Origin of the sequence: Falsarthrobacter nasiphocae (assembly GCF_031456275.1) — a bacterium.
Classification (GTDB): domain Bacteria; phylum Actinomycetota; class Actinomycetes; order Actinomycetales; family Micrococcaceae; genus Falsarthrobacter; species Falsarthrobacter nasiphocae.
On the sequence record NZ_JAVDUI010000001.1, the window covers coordinates 694,413 to 718,896 of the forward strand.

General features: G+C 69.7%; 23 protein-coding genes and 1 riboswitch. Of the genes, 10 read left to right on the forward strand and 13 right to left on the reverse strand.

Translation table 11 applies throughout. The annotated features are described in order from the left end of the window. Positions 1-78: 78 nt before the first annotated feature. Both J2S35_RS03110 and J2S35_RS03115 read left to right on the forward strand, forming a co-directional pair. Positions 79-474, forward strand: coding sequence for a VOC family protein (locus tag J2S35_RS03110; protein WP_309849708.1), 396 nt, complete (start codon positions 79-81; stop codon positions 472-474). Between the two features lie 12 nt (positions 475-486). Next, complete coding sequence (locus J2S35_RS03115) at positions 487-1,122, forward strand: maleylpyruvate isomerase family mycothiol-dependent enzyme (RefSeq protein ID WP_309849711.1); 636 nt, start codon at positions 487-489, stop codon at positions 1,120-1,122. Between the two features lie 95 nt (positions 1,123-1,217). Here the strand turns inward: J2S35_RS03115 and J2S35_RS03120 are convergent, their stop codons facing one another. From J2S35_RS03120 to J2S35_RS03145, 6 genes are all read right to left on the reverse strand, one after another. Continuing rightward, the gene (locus J2S35_RS03120; RefSeq protein ID WP_309849714.1) at positions 1,218-2,336 is read right to left on the reverse strand and encodes a YihY/virulence factor BrkB family protein; all 1,119 of its coding nucleotides are present in this window, start codon (positions 2,334-2,336) and stop codon (positions 1,218-1,220) included. Further along, entirely contained in the window at positions 2,305-2,958 is a 654-nt protein-coding gene (locus J2S35_RS03125) for a 2'-5' RNA ligase family protein (protein ID WP_309849717.1), read from the reverse strand. Before J2S35_RS03125 ends, J2S35_RS03120 begins: the two co-directional genes overlap by 32 nt. Positions 2,959-2,969: 11 nt before the next feature. Beyond that, positions 2,970-3,977 (reverse strand): tryptophan--tRNA ligase, encoded by a 1,008-nt coding sequence (trpS, locus tag J2S35_RS03130; protein WP_309849720.1) that lies wholly within the window; start codon positions 3,975-3,977, stop codon positions 2,970-2,972. 31 nt (positions 3,978-4,008) lie between these two features. After that, complete coding sequence (locus J2S35_RS03135; RefSeq protein WP_380084203.1) at positions 4,009-4,818, reverse strand: exodeoxyribonuclease III; 810 nt, start codon at positions 4,816-4,818, stop codon at positions 4,009-4,011. 154 nt (positions 4,819-4,972) lie between these two features. After that, positions 4,973-5,521 carry a hypothetical protein gene (locus J2S35_RS03140; RefSeq protein ID WP_309849723.1) on the reverse strand — a complete coding sequence of 183 codons (549 nt, stop codon included), beginning with the start codon at positions 5,519-5,521 and terminating at the stop codon, positions 4,973-4,975. Next, the gene (locus J2S35_RS03145) at positions 5,522-6,481 is read right to left on the reverse strand and encodes a bifunctional methylenetetrahydrofolate dehydrogenase/methenyltetrahydrofolate cyclohydrolase (protein WP_309849725.1); all 960 of its coding nucleotides are present in this window, start codon (positions 6,479-6,481) and stop codon (positions 5,522-5,524) included. It lies immediately after the preceding gene. A gap of 82 nt (positions 6,482-6,563) precedes the next feature. On the opposite strand from J2S35_RS03145, the gene purU reads away from it, so the two are divergent. Beyond that, the gene (gene purU, locus J2S35_RS03150; RefSeq protein WP_309849728.1) at positions 6,564-7,427 is read left to right on the forward strand and encodes a formyltetrahydrofolate deformylase; all 864 of its coding nucleotides are present in this window, start codon (positions 6,564-6,566) and stop codon (positions 7,425-7,427) included. Positions 7,428-7,474: 47 nt separating this feature from the next. After that, positions 7,475-8,791 (forward strand): threonine/serine exporter family protein, encoded by a 1,317-nt coding sequence (locus J2S35_RS03155; protein ID WP_309849732.1) that lies wholly within the window; start codon positions 7,475-7,477, stop codon positions 8,789-8,791. Positions 8,792-8,925: 134 nt separating this feature from the next. Here J2S35_RS03155 and J2S35_RS03160 read toward each other — a convergent pair whose 3' ends face one another. Together J2S35_RS03160 and J2S35_RS03165 are read right to left on the reverse strand one after the other, a co-directional pair. Then, positions 8,926-10,671: a pyruvate dehydrogenase gene (locus J2S35_RS03160; RefSeq protein ID WP_309849735.1), complete on the reverse strand. Its 1,746-nt coding sequence runs from the start codon at positions 10,669-10,671 to the stop codon at positions 8,926-8,928. Positions 10,672-10,826: 155 nt separating this feature from the next. Then, complete coding sequence (locus tag J2S35_RS03165; protein ID WP_309849737.1) at positions 10,827-11,486, reverse strand: hypothetical protein; 660 nt, start codon at positions 11,484-11,486, stop codon at positions 10,827-10,829. Between the two features lie 176 nt (positions 11,487-11,662). Between J2S35_RS03165 and J2S35_RS03170 the strand changes: the two genes are divergently transcribed. The 6 genes from J2S35_RS03170 (at position 11,663) to J2S35_RS03195 (ending at position 19,608) form a co-directional block, all read left to right on the forward strand. Continuing rightward, the gene (locus J2S35_RS03170; RefSeq protein ID WP_309849740.1) at positions 11,663-13,009 is read left to right on the forward strand and encodes an alpha/beta hydrolase; all 1,347 of its coding nucleotides are present in this window, start codon (positions 11,663-11,665) and stop codon (positions 13,007-13,009) included. Positions 13,010-13,071: 62 nt separating this feature from the next. After that, positions 13,072-14,238: an ROK family transcriptional regulator gene (locus J2S35_RS03175; protein ID WP_309849742.1), complete on the forward strand. Its 1,167-nt coding sequence runs from the start codon at positions 13,072-13,074 to the stop codon at positions 14,236-14,238. Between the two features lie 138 nt (positions 14,239-14,376). Next, entirely contained in the window at positions 14,377-15,954 is a 1,578-nt protein-coding gene (gene mmsA / locus J2S35_RS03180; RefSeq protein ID WP_309853010.1) for a multiple monosaccharide ABC transporter ATP-binding protein, read from the forward strand. 7 nt (positions 15,955-15,961) lie between these two features. Further along, positions 15,962-17,233: a multiple monosaccharide ABC transporter permease gene (gene mmsB / locus J2S35_RS03185; protein ID WP_309849745.1), complete on the forward strand. Its 1,272-nt coding sequence runs from the start codon at positions 15,962-15,964 to the stop codon at positions 17,231-17,233. Positions 17,234-17,304: 71 nt separating this feature from the next. Continuing rightward, positions 17,305-18,399, forward strand: a complete 1,095-nt coding sequence (locus tag J2S35_RS03190) for a substrate-binding domain-containing protein (RefSeq protein WP_309849748.1) — start codon at positions 17,305-17,307, stop codon at positions 18,397-18,399. 81 nt (positions 18,400-18,480) lie between these two features. Next, positions 18,481-19,608, forward strand: a complete 1,128-nt coding sequence (locus J2S35_RS03195; protein ID WP_309849749.1) for a Gfo/Idh/MocA family protein — start codon at positions 18,481-18,483, stop codon at positions 19,606-19,608. Between the two features lie 148 nt (positions 19,609-19,756). Here J2S35_RS03195 and J2S35_RS03200 read toward each other — a convergent pair whose 3' ends face one another. The 5 genes from J2S35_RS03200 to J2S35_RS03220 all read right to left on the reverse strand — a co-directional run bounded on the left by J2S35_RS03200 (position 19,757) and on the right by J2S35_RS03220 (position 24,460). Further along, positions 19,757-20,146, reverse strand: coding sequence for an Ltp family lipoprotein (locus J2S35_RS03200; RefSeq protein ID WP_309849752.1), 390 nt, complete (start codon positions 20,144-20,146; stop codon positions 19,757-19,759). Positions 20,147-20,652: 506 nt separating this feature from the next. Continuing rightward, positions 20,653-21,024, reverse strand: coding sequence for a zinc ribbon domain-containing protein YjdM (locus J2S35_RS03205; RefSeq protein ID WP_309849754.1), 372 nt, complete (start codon positions 21,022-21,024; stop codon positions 20,653-20,655). Between the two features lie 108 nt (positions 21,025-21,132). Next, entirely contained in the window at positions 21,133-22,626 is a 1,494-nt protein-coding gene (locus J2S35_RS03210) for an NAD(P)/FAD-dependent oxidoreductase (RefSeq protein WP_309849755.1), read from the reverse strand. Between the two features lie 30 nt (positions 22,627-22,656). Beyond that, a complete protein-coding gene (locus tag J2S35_RS03215) occupies positions 22,657-23,853 on the reverse strand; it encodes a trans-sulfuration enzyme family protein (protein WP_309849756.1) in 1,197 nt (398 codons plus the stop codon). A gap of 105 nt (positions 23,854-23,958) precedes the next feature. Then, positions 23,959-24,061, reverse strand: a riboswitch (SAM riboswitch). 147 nt (positions 24,062-24,208) lie between these two features. Next, entirely contained in the window at positions 24,209-24,460 is a 252-nt protein-coding gene (locus J2S35_RS03220; RefSeq protein ID WP_309849758.1) for a hypothetical protein, read from the reverse strand. Between the last annotated feature and the right edge of the window lie 24 nt (positions 24,461-24,484).

The window sequence follows — 24,484 nt, forward strand, 5'->3', positions numbered from 1 at the left end:
GGGGCGTCGTCGTTTTCCCGTTCCCCGCTCCCCCGCCCCGGGGTAGGCTGACAGCATCCCCCAGCCGAAGGAGCCCCCATGTCCCGCGTTGTCCACTTCGAAATTCATGCCGACAACCCCGAGCGGGCGGTGGCCTTCTACCGTGACGCGTTCGGGTGGACCGTCGAGGACTGGAGCGAGTTCGCCGGCATGCCGTACTTCGGCGTCAAGACGGGCGAGGAGGGCACCATGGGCATCGACGGCGCCATCATGCAGCGCCAAGCGCCCCTGGACGGCATTGGAGCACCCGTCAACGGCGCCGTCCTCACCCTGGGCGTGGAGGACTTCGACGCGGCCGCCACCCGCATCCTCGATGCCGGCGGTAGTGTTGCTCTGGAGAAGTACGCCCTCCCGGGCATGGCCTGGCAAGGGTATTTTCACGACACCGAGAACAACGTGTTCGGCATCCACCAGCCGGACCCAGAAGCGAAGTAGGAGAAGACCCCGATGGCTAATCCCGATGTCATGTGGCCGCGCGTCATCAAGGAGCGCGAGGCACTGGCCGAGGACCTCGCCGGCCTCACGAACGCCCAGTGGGCCACCCGCTCGCTCTGCAGCAAGTGGACGGTCCAGAATCTCGTGGTTCACCTCATCAGCGGCTTCCAGGTGACGAAGAAGGAGGCCGTGCTCGCGCTGGTGCGCCACGGCTTCAACTTCTCCCAGCTCAACGACACCGTCGTCTCCTCCGGCACGCACGTCCCGCCGTCCACGACGCTCGAGCAGTACCGCGCCGCCATGGGCCGCGAGTCCGACACGTTCAAGCCCGAGGACGCCCTCGCCGAGATCATGATTCACTCGGCCGACATCCGGATCCCCCTGGGCCTCGAGTACGAGCCGTCCAAGGACAACCTCTTCAGCCTCGCGGCCTCCGTGTCCAAGCGGCCCCACTCAAAGCGCCTCCGCGATCTTCGCAAGGGCCTGCGCTTCACGGCGACGGATCAGCCGTGGTCCCTCGGCTCCAAGGGCCCTGAGGTCAAGGGCCCCATGCTCCCCCTCCTGCTGGCCCTGTGCGGCCGGGAGGCGGGCCTGGAGCAGCTTGAGGGCGATGGCCTCACCGCCTTCCGCGCCCGTTTCTCGCACTGACTCACGCGGGCGCTCTTGCCCGCCAAACGGAAAGGCCGCCCACCCCGTCAACGGGGCGGGCGGCCTTTCTCGCGCTGTGCGAGCTGACCCGTGCGTCAGGACGCCTGAAGGTCGCGCTTGCCTGTCTTGGCCCGCCGCAGCAGCGACGGCTTGTGCGGGTCCAGGTGGCTCTCTCGGCGCAGCTCCTCGTCCGAGTGCAGCACGCGCCCCACGGCCGTGGACAGCAGGTACACCTGGCTCAGGAAGTAGAACCAGATGAACAGGCCGAGGATGACCGCGAACGGCGCCAGGAGCGGGTTCTTCGTGGCCCCGCTGAGGATCTGGGCGGAGAAGAGGCGCAGGAGCGTGGAGCCGAGACCCGCGATGAGCGCGGAGACGACGACGGCCTTGCGGGACATCTTGATGCCGGATGCCACGCGGAAGAGAATGTACGCGACCACCGCGTCGAGGGCGAGCATGACCACGAAGCCGGCCACCTGGATGACGAGCCGGGCAAACCCGGAGTCCAGCCGCAGCCAGTCCATGATCATCTGGGTCAGCCCGGTGAAGATGGAGCCGACCGCTGTCGTGAGGATGAGAGCCACGCCGAGGAGAAGCAGGGTGCCGAGGTCACGGGCCTTGAGGACGGGGAAGCTCAGCTTGATCGGAGGCAGCCCGAACACCCCGCGCATGCCCTCGCGGAGCCCGTTGATCCAGCCGAGCGCGGTGACGAGGGTCGTGGCGATGGAGATGGCGAGGGCCAGGCTGTAGCCGCCCTTCGCGTTGTCGAACAGGTCTTCCTTGGTGGCGAGGCCGCCGTTGCCCGTGTCGATGAGGTTGGGCACCGTCTTGGAGACCGACTCGACAACCAGGTCCTGCAGGGCCGTGTTGCCCGCGGCGAGGAGGCCCAGGATGGAGAACCCGGCCACGAGGAGGGCCGCCACGGAGAAGAACATGTTGTAGGCGCTGCCTGCGGCCATGAGGGGACCATGCCGCTGGGAGTACAGCGTCCAGGAGCGCATGGGCTTGGACTGGTTGAGGCGGGCGAGAAAGAGCTTGAGCGTGGGCCCGAGCGTGGACGTCCCGTCCCGCTTCGCCTTGGACAGCTCCGCCTTGCGCTCGAGCACCTCCACATTGAGCTGTGCGGGGTCCAGCGGGGTGGGGCTTGTCTGCTCCGCCTTCTCTTGGACGGGGTAGGTCTTTCTATCGCTGCGCAGCCTGCGAGTTCGTGGCAAGGGGGATCTCTTCTCGATGGGCCCAACGGGCGTCGGGGAGTTGCTGGTACAGACCAATGCTAGTCACTGTGAACGCGTCGGCGAAGTCTGAGTGTGCCGCGGCCAGGTCCCTGAGCTGTGTCTCCGTGCCAGGGTGGAGGAGGGTCACGTGGGGCACGAACGGGAAGGCCGGCTCGAACGCGAGCGGCCCCGATCGCATCTCCTCGGCAAGGTCCTGCAGCGCGTCCTGCCCCCGCGTCACGGACAGGTAGGTGACCGGGGAGACTGGCAGGAACGTCTGGGCGGGCCCGAGCTCCACGCGGAACGGCTCGTGCCGCGCAGCCACGGCCCGGACGTGCCGCTCCACGTCAGCCCATTCGTGCCAGCACGCGGCGAGCGAGACGAGGGTGATGTGCGGCGGGATGCCCGCCTCGGGGCCCGGGTAGGCGCACTTGATCGCGCGGATTCGCTCCGTGAGGCGCTCGGGCAGGGAGATGACGACGCCGACGGTCACCGCCGGGCGGCACCCCGCCCCAGCGTTCGGCACGGCGAGGTGGGCGTGCCCCTGGGCCTGGGCAGCGCTCGACGCGGGGAGCCCCTGTTCCGGGGCCCCACCCTCGCGGCGCGCGCTCTCCTGACCCATGCGGCGAGCGGCTAGCCCCGGCGCAGGAGGCCGACGGCCGAGTAGACGGCGTCGAGGGTCTCTGTGGCTGTGGCGCGGGCGCGGTCCCGGCCCTGGGCGAGGATGCGGTCCATCTCGGCCGGGTCCGCGAGAAGCTCTTTGGCGCGCTCGCGCACGGGCCCGACCTCGGCGACCACGGCTTCGGCCACCGCCACCTTGAGGTGCCCGTACATCTTGCCCGCGAACTGCTCCTCGAGCGCCGGGAGGGGGGTGCCCGTGACCGTGGAGAGGATGTCGAGGAGGGACGAGACGCCGGGCTTCTCCTCGCGGTCAAAGCGGATCTCGGACCCGGCGTCCGTCACGGCGGACTTGATGCGCTTGGCGATGACCGCGTCCTCGTCGAGAATGTCGATCCGGCCGGCCGGGCTGGGCGCGGACTTGGACATCTTGGACGTGGGGTTCTGGAGGTCGTAGATCCGGGCGCCCGTCACGGGGATGGACGGCTCGGGGACCTTGAACACCTCGCCGAAGCGGTGGTTGAAGCGCTGCGCGAGATCCCGTGTCAGCTCGACGTGCTGCTTCTGGTCATCCCCGACCGGGACCCGGTCCGGCTGGTAGAGCAGGATGTCGGCGGCCATGAGGATCGGGTAGGTGAACAGGCCCACGTTGGCCGCCTCGGTTCCGCCCTTGGCCGTCTTGTCCTTGAACTGGGTCATGCGGGACGCCTCGCCGAAGCCCGTCTGCGTGGAGAGGACCCACATGAGCTCGGCGTGCTCCGGGACGTGGGACTGCACGAAGAGGACGGTCTTCTCCGGCGAGATGCCGCCCGCAATGTACTGCGCCGCCGTGGTGCGGGTGCGCTGCGCGAGCGTGGCCGGGTCAAACGACGACGTCAGTGCGTGCAGGTCCGGGATGAAGAAGAAGTTCTCCTGGCTCTCCTGGCTGGCCACCCACGGCTTGAGGGCGCCGAGGTAGTTGCCGAGGTGCAGCGAGTCAGCACTCGGCTGCATGCCGGAGAGGACGCGAGGCTTCTGGTTCATCTGGGGGTCCTTCAGGTCTGTGTGCGTTGGGTCAGAATCGGTAGTCGACGACGAGGGGCGCGTGGTCGGTGAACCGCGTGTCCCACCGGGCGCCGCGGTCCACGGCGAAGCGGAGGGCGCGGTCCGCGAGGTCGGCAGACGCCATGTGGTAGTCGATGCGCCACCCGACGTTGTTGTCGAACGCCTGGCCGCGCTGCGACCACCACGTGTAGGGACCCTCGACGTCCCCGGCGAGGCGGCGGACGACGTCGTGGTAGCCGAGCTCGCCGAAGAAGCGGTCGAAGTACGCGCGCTCCTCGGGGAGGAAGCCCGCCTTCTTGCGGTTGGCGCGCCAGTTCTTGATGTCGAGCTCGGTGTGGCCCACGTTGAGGTCTCCGACGACGAGCGCGTTGTCCGCGTCGGCCGCGAGCTCCGGAAGGCGCGCGACCATGGCGTCGAGGAAGCGGTACTTGTCCACCTGCTTGGGGGTGTCGACCTCGCCCGAGTGGACGTAGGCGCTCACCACGGTGAGGGTCTGCCCGCCCACCGTGAAGTCGGCCTCGACCCAGCGCCCCGAGGCGTCGAAGTAGGAGTCCCCCACGCCCACGCGCGTGGCCGTGGGCTCCGTGCGGGACAGGATGGCGACGCCGGCGCGCCCCTTGTCCTGGGCCTCCGCGTGGAGGATGTGCCAGCCGTCGGCGAGGTACTCGCGGACGATCGAGTCCGGCGCGCGGACCTCCTGCAGGGCAAGGATGTCCACGTCACGGTTCTCAAGCCAGTACGGCATGCCCTTGCGCCACGCGGCCCGGAGCCCGTTGACGTTGACGCTCGCGATGCGCAGGGCACCCGCGTCCTTCGGCAGCGCGTCCGGGGCGGCCTGGACGGTGACGGGGTCCACGTCCTCGAGCGTCAGATCCTTGGCGGCCTTGCCGTTCGCGCCGATGCGCGGGGCGACGCAGGGGCGCTTCGGGGAGGGCGCGGGCTGGTTCGTCATCTCGGAAGTCACAGCGTCAACCCTAGAGGACCGTGCCCGTGATGGTCTCGGAGGAGCCGCGCCTGCGGTCCGGCCGAATCATGTCCCGGGCGTTGCTCGCGGTGATCTCGATGGTCTCGAGAGCGCGCTCGATCACGTCCTCGTCCGCAGCCGCGCCCTTGGCGCGCTCGTCCGCGATGACGCGCTTCTGGACCTCGACGATCTTGAAGCTGTGGTCGAGCTTCTCGTCGAGCAGCGAGTCCCGCTCCCCCACGACGCTCGTGCCGGCGGCCGGGGCCCGGCCCGCGCGCTGCCGCGAGAGCTCTTCCTGAGCCGAGTCCAGGGCGGCCCCCGCCTTCTTCGCGGCAGCCCGGAGCGTGAAGACGAGGAAGGCGAAGATCGCGAGCCAGCCGCCGAAGATGATGGCCACGAGCCAGCCGATGAACGTACTGCTGTTCGCGGCGAAGACGATCGCCACGAGGAACACCACGACCATGATGGCGAAGAGCACGCTGCTCATCCGAAGCGTCAGCCCCGCCGTGCGCGGGTGAGCGGAGCGGGCCTGCGGCCCCGGTGCGAGTGGAGTGGTCACTTAGGCGTCCTTCGTCTGAGCATTCGGGGAAGTCTGCGCGGGGGCGTCGTCGTCCGTATCCCCGGCGCCCGCGCGCTGGGAGGCGAGGGCCCGCTCCGCCGTCTCCACGACGTTCGTCAGGAGGAGGGCCCGCGTCATAGGACCGACGCCGCCGGGGTTGGGCGAGAGCCAGCCCGCCACCTCGGCGACCTCGGGATCCACGTCGCCGGAGATGCGAGGGCGGCCCGTCACAGGGTCAGCGGTGCGGGAGACGCCCACGTCGAGGACGGCGGCGCCCGGCTTGACCCAATCCGGACGGATCATGTGAGCCACGCCTGCAGCGGCCACGACGACGTCCGCGCGGCGGACCTCCTCCGCGACATCCCGCGTTCCGGTGTGGACCAGCGTCACGGTCGCGTTGACGTCGCGGCGCGTGAGCAGGAGGGAGATCGGGCGGCCCACGGTCACCCCCCGCCCAATGACGACGACGTGCTTGCCGCCGAGATCCACCCCGTTGCGCACGAGAAGGTCGATGACGCCGCGCGGGGTGCACGGCAGAGGCGTGGTGATGGACCGGTTGGCGTTGAGGACGAGCCGACCGAGGTTGATCGGGTGGAGCCCGTCCGCGTCCTTGTCCGGGTCCACGAGCTCCAGGACGCGGTCCGTGTCCAAGTGCGCGGGCAACGGCAGCTGCACGATGTACCCGTGGCACTCCGGGTCCTCGTTGAGGCGCTTGAGCTCGGCCTCGAGGTCCTCCTGGGTGATGTCGGCGGGCAGTTCGCAGCGGATGGAGTTGATGCCCACCTCTTGGCAGTCCCTGTGCTTCGCGGCCACGTACTTCTGGCTCGCAGGGTCCTCCCCCACGAGCACCGTGCCCAGGCCCGGGCGCAGCCCCGCCTCTGCGAGCACCGCCACACGGGCCGCCAGGTCAGCCTTGATCTCAGTTGCGGCCTTGGTCCCGTCAAGAATGCGCGCGCGCACTCGCCCCCCTCAGCGCCCAGATACTGGGCCGTCGTCGTGTATTTGCGTCCATCCCCCAGTTTATCGGCCTAGCCTGGGGGTCATGTCCATGCCTCCTGATCCCCGCTTCACCATCACGCTCACCTGCCCGGACCGCCCCGGGATCGTCCACGGGCTCACGGGCGACCTCGTCCGGGCCGGCTGCAACGTCGTCGAGTCGCAGCAGTTCTCCTCCCCCGACACCGGCGCGTTCTTCATGCGCGTCACGGTCGACGCGCCCGCGGGGCAGACCGCCGAGGGCCTCCGCGCCGCCGTCGCCCTCTCCGCCGGGGAGTTCACGATGGACCTGCGCATCCGGGAGGACAGCGCCCGCATGCGCACGCTCATCCTCGGCTCGACGGACGAGCACTGCGTCAACCGCCTCCTCTTCGCGCAGCGGGCCGGGTCCCTGCCGATCGACGTCGCGGCGGTCGTCTCCAACCACCCGGGTCTCTCGGAGCTCGCGACCTTCTACGGGGTGCCCTTCCACCACATCCCCGTGACCCGCGAGACGAAGCCGGAGGCGGAGGCGCAGCTCGAGGCGCTCATCGCCGAGCTGGACGTCGAGCTCGTCGTCCTCGCCCGCTACATGCAGATCTTCAGCCCCCAGCTCGCGCAGAGCCTCGCGGGCCGCGCCATCAACATCCACCACTCCTTCCTGCCGAGCTTCAAAGGAGCGCGGCCCTACCACCAGGCGCACGAGCGAGGCGTCAAGGTCATCGGCGCCACGGCCCACTACGTCACCGACGACCTCGACGAGGGGCCGATCATCGCCCAGGAGACCATCCCCGTCAGCCACCACCACTCCGCGGCGCAGTTCGTGGAGATGGGGCGCGAGGTCGAGGGGCGCACCCTCACCCAGGCCGTCCGCTGGCACGCCGAGCACCGTATCCTTCTCGATGGGAAGCGCACCGTCGTCTTCCACTGACACTCAAGCCCGGCGGCGTCCCCGCCCTGACGGACCGGAGGACCCCGGTGGACACCCACTCGCCCGAGCCCACGCGCCCCGGCGCCGCCCAGCACGGCGCAGCCACGGACGACCGGACGCTCCTCGCCTATCTCGCCGCGGCCCACACGGCGGGCGGGGCCGCGGCCCACGAGGTCGAGGTGGACGTCGTCATGGCGGCGCGCGGCATCGGCTACCCGCGGGCCCAGGTCCGCAGCGACCCCAATGGCGTCTGGGTGGCGCTGGGCCCCGGTGAGCCGGCGACCTACGAGAACGTCGAGGGCGGCCTCCGCCTGGACCAGTCCCTGCGGGTGGCGGCCGTCCAGCACGGCCTCTCCACCGGCGGGATGACGCCCGCGGCGGCCCTCGCGGCCCTGTCCGCCCTGCGCACGCAGCGGCCCCGCTTCCCCGTGCTCGGCATGTATCTCGGGGGCTTCGCCATCTCCTTCGGCATCGCGACCCTCCTCCAGCCGTCCTGGCACGCGGTGATCTTCGCCACGGCGGTCAGCCCCGTCGTCGTCGCCCTCATGCGCCTGGCGGGCAGGGGCGCCATCCCGAGCGCCGTGCTTCCCCTTCTCGCGTCCTTCGCCGTGGCGGTGCCCGCGTTCTGGCTCGCGCGCACGGGCTGGCTGCCGTCCCCGCTGCGCAGCCTCCTGCCTCCCGTGGCTGTGCTGCTGCCCGGCGCGCTCATCGTCACGGGCCTGTCCGAGCTCGTGGCCGGGAAGATGACCGCGGGCGCCTCCCGGCTCATGTACGGCTCGACGGTGCTCCTGATGTTCGCGGTGGGCATCGCCGCCGCGGCCGCCCTCCTCGGCGTCCCCCCGTCCGAGTGGACGGCTACCAGGGTGGACGAGATCGGCCCCGTCCTGCCGTTCGCGGGCATCGCCCTGCTCTCGCTCGGAATCTGCCTCCAGGAGTCCGTGCCGTGGCGGATCGCGGGCCTCGTCTTCGTGGTCTTGACCCTCACGTACATCGCCCAGTGGGTGGTGCTCGTCGTGGCGGCGGGGCCCACGTGGGCGGCGATGCTCGTCGGGTCGATCGTCGCGAGCCTCCTCTCCTGGCTCGCGGCGGCATGGCGGCCCACCGTCCCCCGCCTCGTGCTCTTCCTCCCGAGCTTCTGGCTCCTGGTCCCCGGGTCCCTGGGGCTGCTGTCCATGGCTCGCCTGGGCGTGGATCCTCGGGACTCGTGGGCTCTGGTGACGACGACGACGGCCGCCGTCGTGGCCATCGCCGTGGGCCTCATCGTCGGCACGAGCACGGCGCGGGGCCTGACGCGGCTCGGCGCGCGCCGGCATGTGGAGCGCCTCCGGGCGGCCCGGGCCCGCCGCCACGCCGCCGCATCCTAGCGGGCGGGGGTCACTCCGGGCGGGTCGTCGTCGCCCTCCGTGCCCGCCCAAAGAAATGCCCCCTCGTCTGGCGTATGCCACCGACATTGCGGGGGGCAGACGCCAGACGAGGGGGCAGACGGCGCGGCGGGGTTCTACCAGCGCGGGATGTTGCGGAGGTTGGACTTCGCCATGGCCACTGCCTCACCGGCGCCGCCGTTGAGCACGACCTTGCTCATGGCCGTCGCGAACCCGAAGACCTGCTCCGGGGTGATCTCCGGGGGCAGGGAGAGCGCGTTCGGGTCCGTCATGACCTCGAGCAGCGCCGGGCCGTCGTGGCTCAGGAACTCGCCGATGGCGCGGCGGAGGTCCTTGGGGTCCGTGACCCGCTCGGACTTCATGCCCATGGCCGCGGCGATGTTCGCGTAGTGCGTGTCCGGCACGTCCACGCCGAAGTCCGGGAGCTGGTCCACGAGCATCTCGAGCTTGACCATGCCGAGCGTCGAGTTGTTGAAGACCATGACCTTGACCGGCAGGTTGTAGGTCACCGGGGTCGTCAAGTCGCCGAGCAGCATCGACAGGCCGCCGTCCCCGCTGACCGAAATGACCTGGCGGCCCGGGTACGCCGCCTGGGCGCCGATCGCGTGCGGCATCGCGTTGGCCATCGAGCCGTGGAGCATGGACCCGATGAGGCGGCGCCGGCCGTTCGGCGTGATGTAGCGCGCCGTCCAGACGTTGCACATGCCCGTGTCCGCGGTGAAGATCGCGTCATCAGCCGCGAGCTCGTCGAGGATGGACGCCGCGTACTCGGGATGGATGGGGATGAGCTTCTCCGCATTGCGCGTGTAGGCGCCCACCGACTTCGTCATGAGCCGCTCATGCTTCTTGAGCGTCTTTTTGAGGAAGGAGGTGTCCTTCTTCTTCTCCACGAGCGGCAGGAGGGCCTGGAGGAACGGGAGGATGTCCGACTGAACGGGCAGGTCCACCGTCATGCGGCGCCCGATGACCTCGGGGCGGCGGTCCACCTGGACGGTCCGGGTGCCCTCCGGGAGGAACTGGTCGTACGGGAAGTCCGTGCCGAGGAGCAGGAGCAGGTCCGCGTCCTCCATCCCGGCCGCAGCGGCGCCGTAGCCGAGCAGGCCGGTCATGCCGACGTCGAAGGGGTTGTCGTACTGCACCCACTCCTTGCCGCGGAGCGAGTGGCCCACGGGAGCGCCCACGAGGTCAGCGAAGCGGACGAGCTCGTCGTGCGCCCCCTCGAGGCCCGCGCCCGCGAACACGGCGATGCGCTTAGACTCGTTGACGGCCTCGGCGACGGCCTGGACGGCCTCCGCGGACGGGGCCAGCACGCCGGCCATGGGCCGCGTGAACACCGGGGTCGGCTTCGTGGCGTCGAGCCCGGCAATGTCTCCGGGGAGCGTGACGACGGCGACGCCTCCGCGCCCGAGCGCGTGCGAGATCGCCGCCTTGACCACGCGAGGCGACTGGTCCGCGGACATGATCATCTCGGAGTACACGGAGCACTCGTCGAAGAGCTTCTCCGGGTGCGTCGCCTGGAAGAAGTCCTGGCCGATCTGGTTGCTCGGAATGTGGCTCGCGATGGCCAGGACGGGGGCGCCGCTGCGGTTGGCGTCGTAGAGCCCGTTGATGAGGTGGAGGTTGCCCGGGCCGCAGGAGCCCGCGCAGACCGCGAGCTCGCCCGTGAGCTGCGCGTCAGCCGCGGCGGCGAACGCGGCGGCCTCCTCGTGGCGCACGTGGATCCAGTCGATCCCGCCCTGGGCGGAGCCTCCGGTCTTCCGGACGGCGTCGACGATGGGATTGAGGCTGTCGCCGACGATGCCGTAAATGCGGCGCACGCCGACGTTGACCAGCTGCTCAACAAGCTGCTCTGCGAGATTCATGGGGCCTCCACGTGTCGTGAGGGGATCAGTTGTGGACGCCTCCTATCCCATCAGGCCCACCTGACAATCCACCGCATGCGCCGAGATCCGCTGCGCGCGCCCCGCCCGGGCGGCTCCCGCCGTCTGAGCGTGCCAGGCCGGGGCCGCCGGCCCGGTCAGCGCGCGGTGATGGTGAAGCGGCCGTCGAAGACGTCCGTGCCCGGCTTCCCCGGCTCAAACCACCCGCACTCCGAGCCGCCCGCCCGCGGCCGCGTGAGGTCCGCCGGGTCCATGAAGCACAGGGTGCTGTTGGAGACGAGGATCTTGCCCGGTTCCCCCGGGAACGTCCTGTAGGAGCCCGCCGCGATGAGGTCGCCCGTGCGCTTGGCCTGCTCGCACGAGACGTTCGCCAGGTCCGTGTAGACGTGGGCCTTGCCCACGCACGCCGTGTCGGGGCCCGCAGGGGACATCGGCGCGACGGGCGTCTGGGACGGGGCCGGGGGCCGCGGGGCGGCGGAGGGAACGGGGTCCTGCGCGGCGTCACTGGGCGCAGGTGCGGCGGCTGTCGTCGTCGTCCGCGCCGAGGGCGTCTGGGCCGCGGAAGGCGAGGCGGACGCGCTGGGGCTCGGGGCGTCGGATCCCGAGGCTCCTGAGCGCGGGGCTCCCGGGGTCTGGGAGGCGGACGCGCTGGGACTCGTCGGAGCGCCCGGCGAGGCTCCAGGATCCGGCGACGACGGTCCGCACCCCGCCAGGAGCGCCGCCGCGAGGATGCAGGCCCCCGCCGCGAAGGGTGCGCGCATCCGCTGGGACCGTTCAGTGGGTGTTGACACCGTCATGGCATTGCCTCCTGGGGGACTATGGCCTACATCCGGCAGTGTAGCCACCACGCCTGAGCCACACCGCCGTAGCGCTCAGCGGCGACTGCGATAAAATCTGGGCGGCGGGCGCGCCATCACCGCTGATGTCCTGGACCGCCAGAGAGACACACCCGACGCCGCAAGGACAGCCGCCCATGAAAGCCTGGTTCGATTCCTGGTTCACGCCCCTGGACGTCGTCGACGGCCCCGTCCCCCTGACCGTCCTCTGCCTCGCGGGGCTCGCCACCCTCCTCCTCGTGCTGCGCCGACGGCGGCGCTGGTGGGTCGTTGTCCTCATCGTCACCGCGCTGGGCGGGGGCCTCACGTGGGCCGCGGCCTGGCTCATCGAGCGGTACACGAGCCTCGCGGACGGGCCCTTCCCGGCCGAGGTCTTCCTGGCTGCCTGGTGGGCTGTGGCGGCGGTCCTTCTGGCCCTCGTGGCCCTCGTCCTGGGCCGCTGGTGGCGGCGCATCCTCTCCCCCGTGGCCGCCGCGCTCGTCGTCCTCGCCGCGGCGGTCCAGATCAACGCCTACTACGGCCTCTACCTCACGGGCGGCGACATCACGGGCGCCGGAAGCGCCGCCGTCCGCCCTCTGCCGGAGGCGGCGACACGCATGCACGCGCGCGTCAAGGAGAAGCAGAAGTCCCATGGGGAGGCGCCCGTCGCCAGGACCTGGAAGGAGCCGGAGGGCCTGCCGACGAAGGGGCTCATCTACTCCGTGGACATTCCGGGCAAGGCGTCGGGGTTCGTGGCCCGCACGGGGTACGTCTACCTGCCGCCGGCCTACCGGGCCAAGAACCGCCCCGAGCTGCCGGTGCTCATCCTCCTCACCGGCCAGCCGGGCAACCCGAATCAGTGGCTGGGCCCCGGGAACATCGCCAAGATCATGGACTCGTACGCCTCAGCGCACAAGGGCCTGGCCCCCGTCGTCGTCATGCCGGACGTCACCGGACCCGACGACACGGAGAACATGTGCATGGACACGCGCATCGCCAAGGCCGGCACATACCTGTCGAAGGACATCCCGGAGTGGACGCGCTCGACCCTCGCGGTGGACGCGAACCCCCAGCGCTGGGCCATCGCGGGCTTCTCCTTCGGCGGCACGTGCGCCCTCCAGATGGCCACGGCTCACCCGCAGCAGTTCCCGTCCGCGATCGTCATGAGCGGCGAGAAGGAGCCGGGCATCTACGCGGATCGCAACAAGACCATCGCGGAGGCGTTCGGCGGGGACGCCGCGGCCTTCGACGCACAGACGCCCCTGACGCTCCTGCGCAAGAACCGGTACCCGAACTCTGCGGTCTACTTCGCCGCGGGGGCCGCGGACGCCACCTACACGGGCTACATGAACGCCACGGCCTCCGCCGCCAAAGCCGCCGGCATGAAGGTGGAGATGCACTCCGTGCCCGGCGTGGGCCACGCGTGGAAGGTGCCCAACGCCGTCCTGCCCAAGGCCCTGGAGTGGCTGAGCGAGCGGCTCGGCCTCGTCGAGCCCCGCCGGTGACGGCCGCCACCCTTTCGTTCAATTCTTGACGCCAAGCCGTGCGGCATGAACTACTTGAGACCGTGACACGACCTCCCCTGACGCCGCGCGCCCCCGGATCCCAGAGTGCACTCCGCGCCCGCAACCGCCAGCGCCTGCGCGAGATCCTCGCCGACGGCCCGGCCACGCAGGCCCAGCTCTCCCGGTCCACGGGCCTGTCTCCGGCCACGGTGAGCAATATCGTCGCGGAGATGGTCGACGCCGGCGCAGCCACTCGCGAGGCGACGACGAGTTCCGGCCGGAGGGCCTGGCAGGTCTCTCTCACCGCGAGCCGCGAGGTGGCCGTCGGCGTGGACATTGGCCGCCGGCACGTCCGCCTCGTGGCGGCCACGGCGGCGAGGCAGCTCCTCGGGGAGCGCTTCGTCCCGCTGCCCGTGGGCCACACAGCCCAGCGCACCCTGGCCGTGGCGGTCGAGGAGTATCGGGCACTGCTGGAGGAGATCGGGCGGCGGAACGAGGATGTCATCGGGGTGGGGGTCGGCATTCCGGGCCCCATCGACCAGCGGTCCCACACCGTGATCGAGGGCGCCATCCTGCCGGAGTGGGTGGGGATCGACCTGCTCCCCGGCTTGGAGCGGGCCTTCAATCGGCCGGTGCGGATCGGCAACGACGCCAACCTGGGCGCCCTCGGCGAGGCCCACTTCGGCGACCACCGTGAGGTCTCCAACCTCGTGTACATCAAGGTGGGAACGGGCATCGGCGCGGGGATCGTCGTGGGCGGCTCCCTGCTGGCGGGCGCGCTCGGCGTGAGCGGGGAGATCGGGCACATGGGCCTGCAGTCCTCGGACGTCGTGTGCCGCTGCGGAAACCGCGGCTGCCTCGAGACCGTGGCCTCGACGAAGTCGCTGCTCGACAACCTGCGCCTCGCCGGCCGGGACGTGTCCACGAGCGAGGACATTCCGCGCCTGGCCCAGTCCGGGGACCTCGCCGCCATCCGCTTCCTCGAGGACGCCGGGCGCGCGATCGGCGAGGCGAGCGGCCACCTCGCCAACATTCTCGGCCCCGAGCTCATCGTCGTGGGCGGCCCTCTCGCGTGCCTCGAGGCGGAGTTCATTGCCCCGCTGGAGGCGTCGATGCGCCGGCACAGCGTCCCGCTCATCCGCGAAACGGTGCGAGTCCTCCCCTCCTCGCGGGGAGACCTCACCGAGGCGCTGGGCGCCGTCGCGCTCATTCTCACGGACGCGGAATAGGGGCGACTGCGTCTAAAGTTGCATTCAACACTTGACGGCAACAGCAAGTTCCCGTTCAATATGAATCGATCTACTGAACCAGCAGTGGTCTTACCACTCGAAAGGGGCGACGTGGCCCAGCCAGACGAGATCCTCCGCATGACGGGGATCACCAAGACGTTCCCCGGGGTCAAAGCACTCGAGGACGTCCACCTCGCTGTTCGCCGGGGCGAGATTCACGCCATCTGCGGCGAGAACGGCGCCGGGAAGTCCACCCTCATGAAGGTCCTCTCCGGGGTGTACCCCCACGGGACGTACGAGGGCGACGTCGTCTACGACGGCGCCGTGCAGCAGTTCCGCGGCATCCGAGACTCGGAAGCCGCCGGAATCGTCATCATCCACCAGGAGCTGGCGCTCGTCCCCCAGCTCTCCATCGCGGAGAACATCTTCCTCGGCAACGAAGTCCGCGGCCGCTTCGGCGCGATCGACTGGAAGACCACCAACACGCGGGCCATCGAGCTCATGCAGCGGGTCGGCCTGAGCGAAGACCCCACCACGCTCGTCTCAGAGATCGGCGTCGGCAAGCAGCAGCTGGTCGAGATCGCCAAGGCCCTCGGCAAGGATGTGCGCCTTCTCGTGCTCGACGAGCCCACGGCCGCCCTCAACGAGACGGACTCCCAGCACCTCCTCTCAATTCTCGACGGCCTGCGCAGCCAGGGCATCACGGCGATCATCATCAGCCACAAGCTCAACGAGATCGAGCAGATCTCCGACTCGATCACGATCATCCGCGACGGCCGCTCCGTCGAGACGCTCAACGTCAAGGACGACGGGGTCGACGAGGACCGGATCATCCGCTCCATGGTGGGGCGCTCGCTGAGCTCCCGCTTCCCGGACCACACCCCGAACATCGGCGATGTCCTCCTCGAGGTGCGGGACTGGACCGTGGCCCACCCGAGCGTCCCGGACCGGCTCGTCTCCAAGTCCAACAGCTTCCACGTGCGCCGCGGCGAGATCGTCGGATTCGCCGGCCTCATGGGCGCAGGGCGCACGGAGCTCGTGCGCTCGGTCTTCGGCCGCTCCTACGGCCGATGGATCTCCGGAACCGTCGCCATCGACGGCAAGACCGTTCAGTTGGCGAGCGTCCCCGCAGCCATCGCGGCCGGGCTCGCCTACGTCACCGAGGACCGCAAATCGCTCGGCTTCAACCAGCTGGACGACATCAAGGCGACGACGGTGGCCGCCGCGCTCAACCGCGTGGCCACGGGCGGCGTCATCGACGAGCGCCGCGAAGCCTCGGTCGCCGAGGAGTACAAGAACTCCATGCGGACCAAGGCTCCGTCCGTCAATGCGCCCGTCGCCAAGCTCTCCGGCGGCAACCAGCAGAAGGTCGTGCTCTCCAAGTGGATGTTCACCGGCCCCGAGGTCCTCATCCTCGATGAGCCCACTCGCGGCATCGACGTCGGCGCGAAGTACGAGATCTACGGCATCATCCAGCGCCTCGCCGACCAGGGCAAGGCCGTCATCGTCGTCTCGTCCGAGCTGCCGGAGCTCATCGGCCTCTCGGACCGCATCTACACCATCTTCGAGGGAAGCATCACGGGCGAAGTCGCCAAGGCGGACGCCACCCAGGAGACCCTCATGCGGCTCATGACCTCGAACCCCGCCACCGCACCCCGCCGAGCAGCCCGGGCCGACGACGCCGTCGCCGCACCGGTCGGCCCCGACACGAAGTAACAGGACCATGGACACTCTCAAGAAGATCTTCGGCGGCGACTTCCGCCAACTCGGCATGATTGTGGCGCTCGTCGCCCTCGTCGCGTACTTCCAGATCGCGACAGGCGGCAACGTCCTCACGCCCACCAACCTCATGAACCTCATGAACGGCAACGCGTACATCCTCGTGCTCGCCGTGGGCATGGTCCTCGTCATCATCGCCGGCCACATCGACCTCTCTGTGGGGTCCGTCGCCGCGGCGGTTGGCGTCATCGTGGCCCTCGCCATGCAGAACTACAACCTGCCCTGGCCGCTCGCCGTCCTCCTCGGCCTCGCGCTCGGCGCGGTCATCGGCGCCTGGCAGGGCTTCTGGGTGGCGTACGTCGGCATCCCCGCCTTCATCGTCACCCTCGCGGGCATGCTCATCTTCCGCGGCGTCAACCAGTTCATCGGCCAGTCCAACTCGATCTCGGTCCCCGAGGGATTCCAGTTCATCGGCGCGGGCTACCTCCCCGAGGTTGGGCCCAACACTGGCTACAACAACCTCACGCTGCTCCTCGGCCTCATTCTCTGCGGCCTCCTCATCGCCAACGAGCTCAAGATCCGGCGGCAGGACAAGGCGATCGGCCTCACCCCGGCGCCAGCCGCCATCGTCGGCATCCGCCTCTTCCTCCTCTGCGGCGCGGTGCTCTACGTGACGTACCTGTTCGCGACGGGCCGCCCGGGCACCTCCGTGCCGGTCTCCGCGATCATCCTCGGCATCCTCGTGGCGGTCTACAGCTTCGTGTCCTCGAAGACGATCCTTGGGCGCCACGTCTACGCGGTCGGCGGCAACCGGCACGCGGCGGAGCTGTCCGGCGTGCGCTCCAAGCGCGTCAACTTCCTCGTCATGATGAACATGTCGGTCCTCGCGGCCCTCGCGGGCATGATGTTCGTGGCTCGCTCCGGCGCGTCCGGCCCGTTCGACGGCACCGGCTGGGAGCTCGACGCGATCGCGGCCGTGTTCATCGGCGGCGCGGCTGTCTCCGGCGGCGTCGGCACGGTTGTCGGCTCGATCGTCGGCGGCCTCGTCATGGCCGTCCTCAACAACGGCCTGTACCTCCTCGGCGTCGGCGCTGACGCGCAGGCGATCGTCAAGGGCCTCGTGCTCCTCCTCGCCGTCGCCATCGACGTCTACAACAAGAACCAGGGCAAGCCGTCCGTCCTCGGCGCCCTCAGCCGCGGCTTCACGAAGCCCAAGGCAGAGGCTGCCCAGCCGGCCGAGGACGTCACCGCGGCCGACCCCAAGCCCGCGGCCTGACCCGCACTGTCCACCCCGTCGCCGGCGCCCGCCGGGCACGGATCCCCTCCCTCATCCATCAGGAGAGAAGAATGCGCAAGTTCATGACCACCGCGGCGGCCGTCGTCGCGGCCTCCGCCCTGGCCCTCACGGGCTGCGGCCGCCAGGAGAGCACCACGAACTCCGGCTCCGGCTCGTCCGCGAGCGCCGGGTTCGAGAAGGGCTCGCTCATCGGCGTCGCCCTCCCGCAGAAGACGAGTGAGAACTGGGTCCTCGCGGAGAAGCTGTTCAAGGACGACCTCGAGGCCGCCGGCTACAAGACGGACGTCCAGTTCGCCAACAACGGCGTGGCCGAGCAGCAGAACCAGATCTCGAGCATGGTCTCGAAGGGCGCGAAGGTCATCATCGTCGGCGCCATCGACTCCAAGCAGCTGGGCAGCCAGCTCAAGCAGGCCAAGGACGCCGGCGCCACGGTCATCGCCTACGACCGCCTCGTCGAGGACACGGCCAACGTGGACTACTACCTCGCGTTCGACAACTTCAAGGTCGGCGAGCTCCAGGGCCAGGCTCTCATCGACGGCCTGAAGAAGAAGGGCTCCGCCCCGTGGAACATTGAGCTCCTCGCCGGCAGCCCGGACGACGCCAACTCCAAGCGCTTCTTCGACGGGGCCATGAGCAAGCTCCAGCCCGAGATCTCCAAGGGCGAGATGAAGGTCCTCTCCGGCCAGACGCAGTTCAACCAGGTCGTCACCCAGGGCTGGAAGGCCGAGAACGCCCAGAAGCGCTTCGACACGATCCTCTCGGGCTCGTACGCCTCCGCGAAGCTGGACGGCGTCCTCTCCCCCAACGACACGCTGGCCCGCGCCGTCCTCACCTCGGTGAAGTCCGCCGGCAAGCCGACCCCGGTCATCACGGGCCAGGACTCCGAGGTCGAGTCCGTCAAGCTCATCATGAAGGGCGAGCAGTACTCGACGATCTCCAAGGACACGCGCGCGCTCGTCAAGCAGGCCGTGACGATGGTCAACGAGCTCCAGTCCACCGGCAAGGCCACCACGAACGACGAGAAGTCCTACAACAACGGCAAGAAGGTCGTCCCGGCCTACCTGCTCGAGCCCGTCATCGTGACGAAGGACAACGCCGCTGAGGTCTACAAGAACGACCCGACGCTCGGGCCGATCACGAAGTAGCTCCACACCGGCTTCAGCCTGAAAGGCCCGGCCCGCCCCTCTTGTGGGGGCGGGCCGGGCCTTCCCTCTTAGGATGGGGTCATGACGTCCCTCCCCGCACCGATCCCCGCGCCCCTCCTCCCCCTCGACGCGGACCCTCGCACCGCCACCGGCCGCACCCTCGGCTGGGGCATCGTCTCCACGGGGCGGATCGCGGAGAAGGTCACCCCGGACATCGCCCTGCTTGAGGACGCTCGCCTCGTCGCGGTCTCGTCCCGCTCCCAGGAGGCGGCGGAGGACTTCGCGCGTCGCCTCGGCGTTGAGCGCGCCTACGGTGATGAGACGACGACGGCGGCCGCGGGGCGCGTCCCCGCCACGGGCCTGGAGCGGATGCTCGCGGACCCCGAGGTGGACGTGGTCTATGTGGCGACCCCCCATGGCCAGCACGCCGAGCACGCCCGCGCCGCCCTCGAGGCCGGCAAGCACGTGGTCTGCGAGAAGGCGGTGACGATCAACGCGGCCGAGCTCCGCGGGCTCCTCGACCTCGCCCGCGCCAAGGGCCTGTTCTTCATGGAGGGCCTGTGGACGCGTTTCCAGCCGGGGGTGCAGCGCATCATGGCGCTCGTCGCGGACGGGGTCGTCGGCACGCCTGAGTGGATCCAGTCCAGTCTCGGGTTCGTGGCCCCCGCGGACCCGGATCACCGCATCTGGCGGGTGGACGCCGGCGGCGGAGCGCTCCTTGACCTCGGCGTGTACGTCCTGCACTGGCCGTGGGCTGTCTTCGGCTTCCCCACCCAGGTGGATGCGACGGCCCGCCGGACGGCCTCGGGCGTGGACGAGCTGACGGGCCTGACGGGCGTCTTCGAGGGCGGGCACATGGCCCAGATGCAGATGTCGCTCGTGAGCGACTGCCCGAGCACCGCGGTGATCTCCGGCAGCGGCGGCACGCTCGTCGTCGAGAAGCCCCTCCACGCCCCGCGCACCGCGCGGATTGTGCGCACGCCCGCCGGCGCCCGCCTCACGGGCCAGGACGCCCCGGCGGAGGAGGTCCTGACGTTCGAGCTTGAGGGCAAGGGGTACGTCTACGAGATGCGGGAGGCGACCACGCGCATCCAGCTCGGCGACACGGAGTCCCCCGTCATGAGCTGGGCGGACTCGCTGCGGCAGATGGAGCTCTTCGACTCAATCCGCGAGAGCATCGGGGTTGTCTACCCGAACGACGAGGCGTAGCAGCAATCAGCCCATGCGAGGCGCGCGACGCGGCAGGCCGGGTGACGCTGTGAGCGCGATCCGTTCAGTTGAACGCCAAAGATAAACAGGAGGGCCCCCCCAGGGGGCGGCCCTCCTGTCCTCAGGAACACCTTACGGATGACCCACGTTACTGTGTTAGATGATCAACCGCGTACTGCGCCTCAGCCGGCGTGAACTTCTCGCCATACTCGGAAACCAGCTGATCGTAGATCGCGCTGGGCGACATGCTCATCTGCTTCTGGTAAACTTTCGCCTTCGCCAGGGCGTTAGCATTCCAGTCCGCCTTCATGTTGTCGATTGCGTACTGGGCCGCCTCAGGTGTGAACTTTTCCCCGTATTCCGACACAAGCTGGTCATAGACTCCCTGCTTGGACATGTGCATTACCGACGCGTACTGATTCGCCTTGTTCAGTGCAGCCTGATTGACCGCCGACACTGCCGGCTGGCTGGGGGCGGCTGCGGCCGGCGTCGTCACTTCAGGCTCGGGCGTAGCGCTAGCCTCCTCGGTCGGCGCCACGGCGGTCTCCGAAGCCGTGGGCTGTGCAATCGACGGGGTAGCCGAGGGAGTCGTCTTTGAACTGCTAGTGTCGTTGGACTTGCCCAGCGACCCAATTAAACTCATCAAGATGATGAGACCAAGGCAAGCTCCACCGATAATGAGAGCCCACTTAAGACAGCCGCCACCCCGCTTATTGGGGGCGTGCGAACCAGATTCGGGAGCCGGATAGCCAGTAGGCCCTCCGGGAACTCCCGGCTGAGGATGAGTAGCCGGCCCATGAATATCACTTGGTCCGGGAAGAGAGTTAGACATCGCATACTCCTCGTTGAGTCCGCCGTCGCAACGCGGTCAGAGGCCGCGTTACTGGGCACGCAGATCACGTACCTCATGTGAGACAAGACTCTACAGCACGAAAAGTAGACAGTTAAAACGGGCGAATTGTTCAACCCAATCGTGGGGTGCCGTTTTCACGTATTCACCTGGCGGGCGCCGAGGTTGCCGAAGCGCGTAGGAAACGCGGCGGGTCAGACCTTCTTGACCACCGAGGACTTGAGCTGCATGGGGCCGAACCCGTCCACCTTGCAGTCGATGTCGTGGTCCCCGACCCCGTCCACGAGGCGGATGCCGCGGACCTTGGTGCCCACCTTGATGGACTGGGACTGGCCCTTGACCTTGAGGTCTTTGATGACGGTGACGGTGTCCCCGTCCGCGAGGACGTTGCCGACGGCGTCCTTGATGACGCGGGGGGCGTCGTCGTCCTCTCCCGGAGCGTCAGCGTCCGCGGGGGAGAACTCATGCGCGCACTCGGGGCAGACGAGCAGCGGCGGCATCTCGTAGACGTACTCGGAGGAGCACTCGGGGCAGGGCGGCAGGACGTCAGTCTGGGTGTCAGTCACAGGCCAATTCTACCGCCGGCGCCCCGCGCGGCCGCCGGCGCCGGGGTGAAGGAGCGCCGCGCTGGTCTCCTTCCGCCCCCGGCTGTGCTGGGCCTGCCCCGGCGGCGCTCAGGCGTCCAGCTCGGCGAGCGCGTCCCCGATGACGCGGTGCAGCGTGGGGTACGCCCAGAGGACGCGCCGCAGCTCCCCGACTGTCATCTTCTCGTGGACGGCCACGGTCAGGGCGCCGAGGACCTCGCCCGCCCCCTCGCAGGCCACGGAGGCCCCCAGGAGCCGCCCACTCTTCCGGTCCGCGACGAGGGTCATCGACCCGTGCAGCTCGTCGATCCAGCCGCGAGCGTTCTCATTGACGTCCTTGGTCGTGGCGACGACGTCCCAGCCCTCATCCTCGGCCTTCTCCCGCGCCGCGTCCTCCGTCAGCCCGACTCCGGCGATCTCCGGGACCGTGAACGTCACGCGCGGGACGGCGTGGAGGGGGAACGGCGAGACGTCGTCGACCTCCCCGCCCGCGAGGATGACGTCCGCGGCGATCTTCCCGTCCGGAACGGCCACGTGCGTGAACTCGCCGTGCGAGCCCTGGTCCCCCACCGCGAAGAGCCAGGAGGAGGGCTCACCGTCCTCGAGGACGCGGCAGTAGACGTCCGTCGCGCGCGGGTCCCGCGGCTTGCGTCCGGTGGCCGCCAGAATGCGCTCGACGACGATCTCCCCGCCGGTGGAGAGCACCGCCCGGACGGCCCCGGACTCCGTGTGCTCAACGGAGACGGCCTCGGTCTCGGTGAGGACGCGGACGCCGTCCGCCTCGAGGCAGCCCTTGATGAACTCGGCCTCGCTCGCGCCCTCGGTCCGCATGAGGCGCGGGCCGCGCACAAGCATGGTCACCTCGACCCCGAAGCGGGCCAGGAACTGGCCGAGCTCGCACGCGATGACGCCGCCGCCGATGACAGCGACGCTGGCGGGGAGCGTCGTGGCCGTGGCCACGTCCCGGTGGGTCCAGAAGCGCACGGGCTCGCCGGGGCGGCGGGTCTCCTGCGCGGTCGGGAAGGCCATCGCGTTCTGGCCCACGTCTCCCGCGGAGCCCTTGACCTCGGGCAGGACGCTGACCGAGCCTGTGCCGAGGACCACGGCACGCCGAGCGCGGAACACGGTCTCGGTTGAGGCGTCGGAGGCCGAGTCGTGGGAGCCGCTGGGGCTGCCGTCGGGGGTCTTGCCCTGGCTCTCGTCCGGGCGGGCATGCCGCACCGTCACGGTGCGCTCCCCCGTCAGCTCGGCGATGCCGTGGATGATCTCCGCGCCGGTCTCCCGCAGGTTCTCCGTGGTCGTGGAGTCGTCCCAGTTGTGCGCCGTGTCCCGGCGGATCCGGTGCGCCACGCGGTCCCAGGCAGGGTGCTCCCGCATGGACTCGTGCCGGATCATCTTGCTCGGCACGCACGCGTAGTTGGGGCACTCCCCGCCGACGAGGTGCGCCTCGATTCCCACGACCTCGAGGCCCTGGCCCGCGAGGTTCGAGATGATCCCCTCCCCGCCGTTGCCGAGGCCGATGACGACGACGTCGACCTCCCGCGTGCCCGCATTCACCGTTGATTCAGCTGAGTTCTTCTCCATGCCCCCTAGCATCTCAGGCAAGCCAGAATGTCAGCCGAGAGCGCCCGCGAACATCGAGCCGGCCCGCAGGAGCCACTCCTCCTCGACCCGCGCCCTCGCGTGGTCAAGCGCCCGGGAGAGGTCCCGCTTCAGGTCCGCGCCGTCCTCGAGCCCCACGAACAGGCCCACGAGCCCGTCACCGAGGCTCAGCCCCGAGGCCACCCCTCCCCCGCCGGCTGACGGCGCGAAGAGGAGGGTGGACTCCGCGAAGCCGCGCACCGCCGTCGGCCCTCCCGAGAGCCTCAGCCCGAGCGCCGCGCCGAAGCACCGCATCTGGCGCCGCGCAACGGCGTGCTGAGGGCAGCCCGGCAGCCCCGGGTACAGCACCTCCTCCACGTCCGGCTGGTGCTCCAGCCAGCGCGCGAGCTGCAGGGCCGTGGCGCTCTGGCGCTCCACGCGCAGCCCCAGCGTCGGGAGCCCCCGAGTGATGAGCGCGCTCGCCTGGGTGCCGGCGGCCGTCCCGTCCTCCTGCCGGGCGCGCGCCACGGCCTCGGCGAGCCCCCTCCTCCTCAGCTGCGGGGTGCCGGTCCCTCCCGCCTCGCCAGGGCTGGGGAGCCCTGAGCGGCCGACGACGACGGCGCCGCCCTGCGCGCCCCCGTGCCCCGCGAGGAGTCCGGCCCGGGAGTGGACGACGACGTCCGCGCCGAGGGCGAGCGGCTGCTGCGCGAAGGGCGTGGCCGCGGTGTTGTCCACGACGAGCACGGCCCCCACCGAGGCCGCAACGCGGGCCAGCGCGGGGATGTCCGCCACAGCGAGGAACGGGGCGGACGGCGAGTGGACCCAGATCACGGCGGGGCGCGTGCGGGCCGCGGCGGCCTCGACCTCGTCGAGATCGGAGACGTCCACAAGGGTCTGGGTGAAGCCGACCGCCGGGGCGAGCTGCTCGACGACGCGGCGGGAGCCGGCGTCGCCCTGACGCCCGAAGAGGACGCTGTCACCCGGGCCGAGCATGGCGCGCAGGACCGCCGTGCACGCGGCGCGGCCAGAGGCGAAGGCGAAGGCCGCCTCGCCGCCCTCGAGGGCCGCCAGCTGCGCCTCCACGCGAGAGCGCGCATCCGGGGCGGGGCGGGGCTCCGCGCCGTGGCCCGCATGGACGGCCCTGGTGTGGAAACCGGGCCCGGCGTGTGGGACCTCGGAGAACGAGCGGGGGCGCGCGGCGCTCCGCCGCGCCGGGATGGATCGGGTCATAGGACACTCCTTGGGATCAACCAAGGGAGGCATCAGAGTGAACGGTGAGACCGGGAACGGGGCGCAGTCCTGCCGAGGGCTCCCGGAGACGGCTCGTGTGATACATCTCCATCGGTTCTGGCGGAAGCACCGTTGGGCGGCGAAGGGTCGTCGACCATGGTTGCTGCGGCGTCACTGAGCCAGATCTCTCGGCCGCTCTTGATGGTTTGCTTCTCCGACCGTAGCGCCGAAGGCGGACGCTCGTCAACACGCGGGGCGGATCGCAGGAGTCCGGACGGGGCTCACGAGGAGCCCAGCGGTGATGGCCCACGGCGCGGTCGACACAGATGGGGTCAACAACGCCATGCCCCAAGATTCAGCGGGTCACCATCTCAACAAAATATCCATAGGAAACCAGGGCTGGAATTGCCACGAAAGACACGATAGCCAAAAATACGGCCAGTCCATGCTGCCGTCGGAAATACGCCCACACCGCACCCAGCAGATACAGACCAAAAATGAGTGAGAAAAGAATCACGGTCTCGCGAGGGCTCCGCGTTCCGCGGGCGGCAACCCACAAAAATATCGCCGTCGCCAGAATGGCGAGGGAAGGAGCGATGGATTTCATGATTCTAGGACGAGACACAATCAA

Excerpts from the sequence above, each read along its gene's own strand:
- J2S35_RS03160 (WP_309849735.1), bottom strand. The coding sequence starts at position 10,671 with ATGAATCTCGCAGAGCAGCTTGTTGAGCAGCTGGTCAACGTCGGCGTG.
- J2S35_RS03220 (WP_309849758.1), bottom strand. The coding sequence starts at position 24,460 with ATGAAATCCATCGCTCCTTCCCTCGCCATTCTGGCGACGGCGATATTT.
- J2S35_RS03190 (WP_309849748.1), top strand. The coding sequence starts at position 17,305 with ATGCGCAAGTTCATGACCACCGCGGCGGCCGTCGTCGCGGCCTCCGCC.
- purU (WP_309849728.1), top strand. The coding sequence starts at position 6,564 with ATGTCCATGCCTCCTGATCCCCGCTTCACCATCACGCTCACCTGCCCG.
- mmsB (WP_309849745.1), top strand. The coding sequence starts at position 15,962 with ATGGACACTCTCAAGAAGATCTTCGGCGGCGACTTCCGCCAACTCGGC.
- J2S35_RS03215 (WP_309849756.1), bottom strand. The coding sequence starts at position 23,853 with ATGACCCGATCCATCCCGGCGCGGCGGAGCGCCGCGCGCCCCCGCTCG.
- J2S35_RS03125 (WP_309849717.1), bottom strand. The coding sequence starts at position 2,958 with ATGGGTCAGGAGAGCGCGCGCCGCGAGGGTGGGGCCCCGGAACAGGGG.
- J2S35_RS03195 (WP_309849749.1), top strand. The coding sequence starts at position 18,481 with ATGACGTCCCTCCCCGCACCGATCCCCGCGCCCCTCCTCCCCCTCGAC.
- J2S35_RS03165 (WP_309849737.1), bottom strand. The coding sequence starts at position 11,486 with ATGACGGTGTCAACACCCACTGAACGGTCCCAGCGGATGCGCGCACCC.
- mmsA (WP_309853010.1), top strand. The coding sequence starts at position 14,377 with ATGACGGGGATCACCAAGACGTTCCCCGGGGTCAAAGCACTCGAGGAC.
- J2S35_RS03210 (WP_309849755.1), bottom strand. The coding sequence starts at position 22,626 with ATGGAGAAGAACTCAGCTGAATCAACGGTGAATGCGGGCACGCGGGAG.
- J2S35_RS03110 (WP_309849708.1), top strand. The coding sequence starts at position 79 with ATGTCCCGCGTTGTCCACTTCGAAATTCATGCCGACAACCCCGAGCGG.
- J2S35_RS03170 (WP_309849740.1), top strand. The coding sequence starts at position 11,663 with ATGAAAGCCTGGTTCGATTCCTGGTTCACGCCCCTGGACGTCGTCGAC.
- trpS (WP_309849720.1), bottom strand. The coding sequence starts at position 3,977 with ATGAACCAGAAGCCTCGCGTCCTCTCCGGCATGCAGCCGAGTGCTGAC.
- J2S35_RS03115 (WP_309849711.1), top strand. The coding sequence starts at position 487 with ATGGCTAATCCCGATGTCATGTGGCCGCGCGTCATCAAGGAGCGCGAG.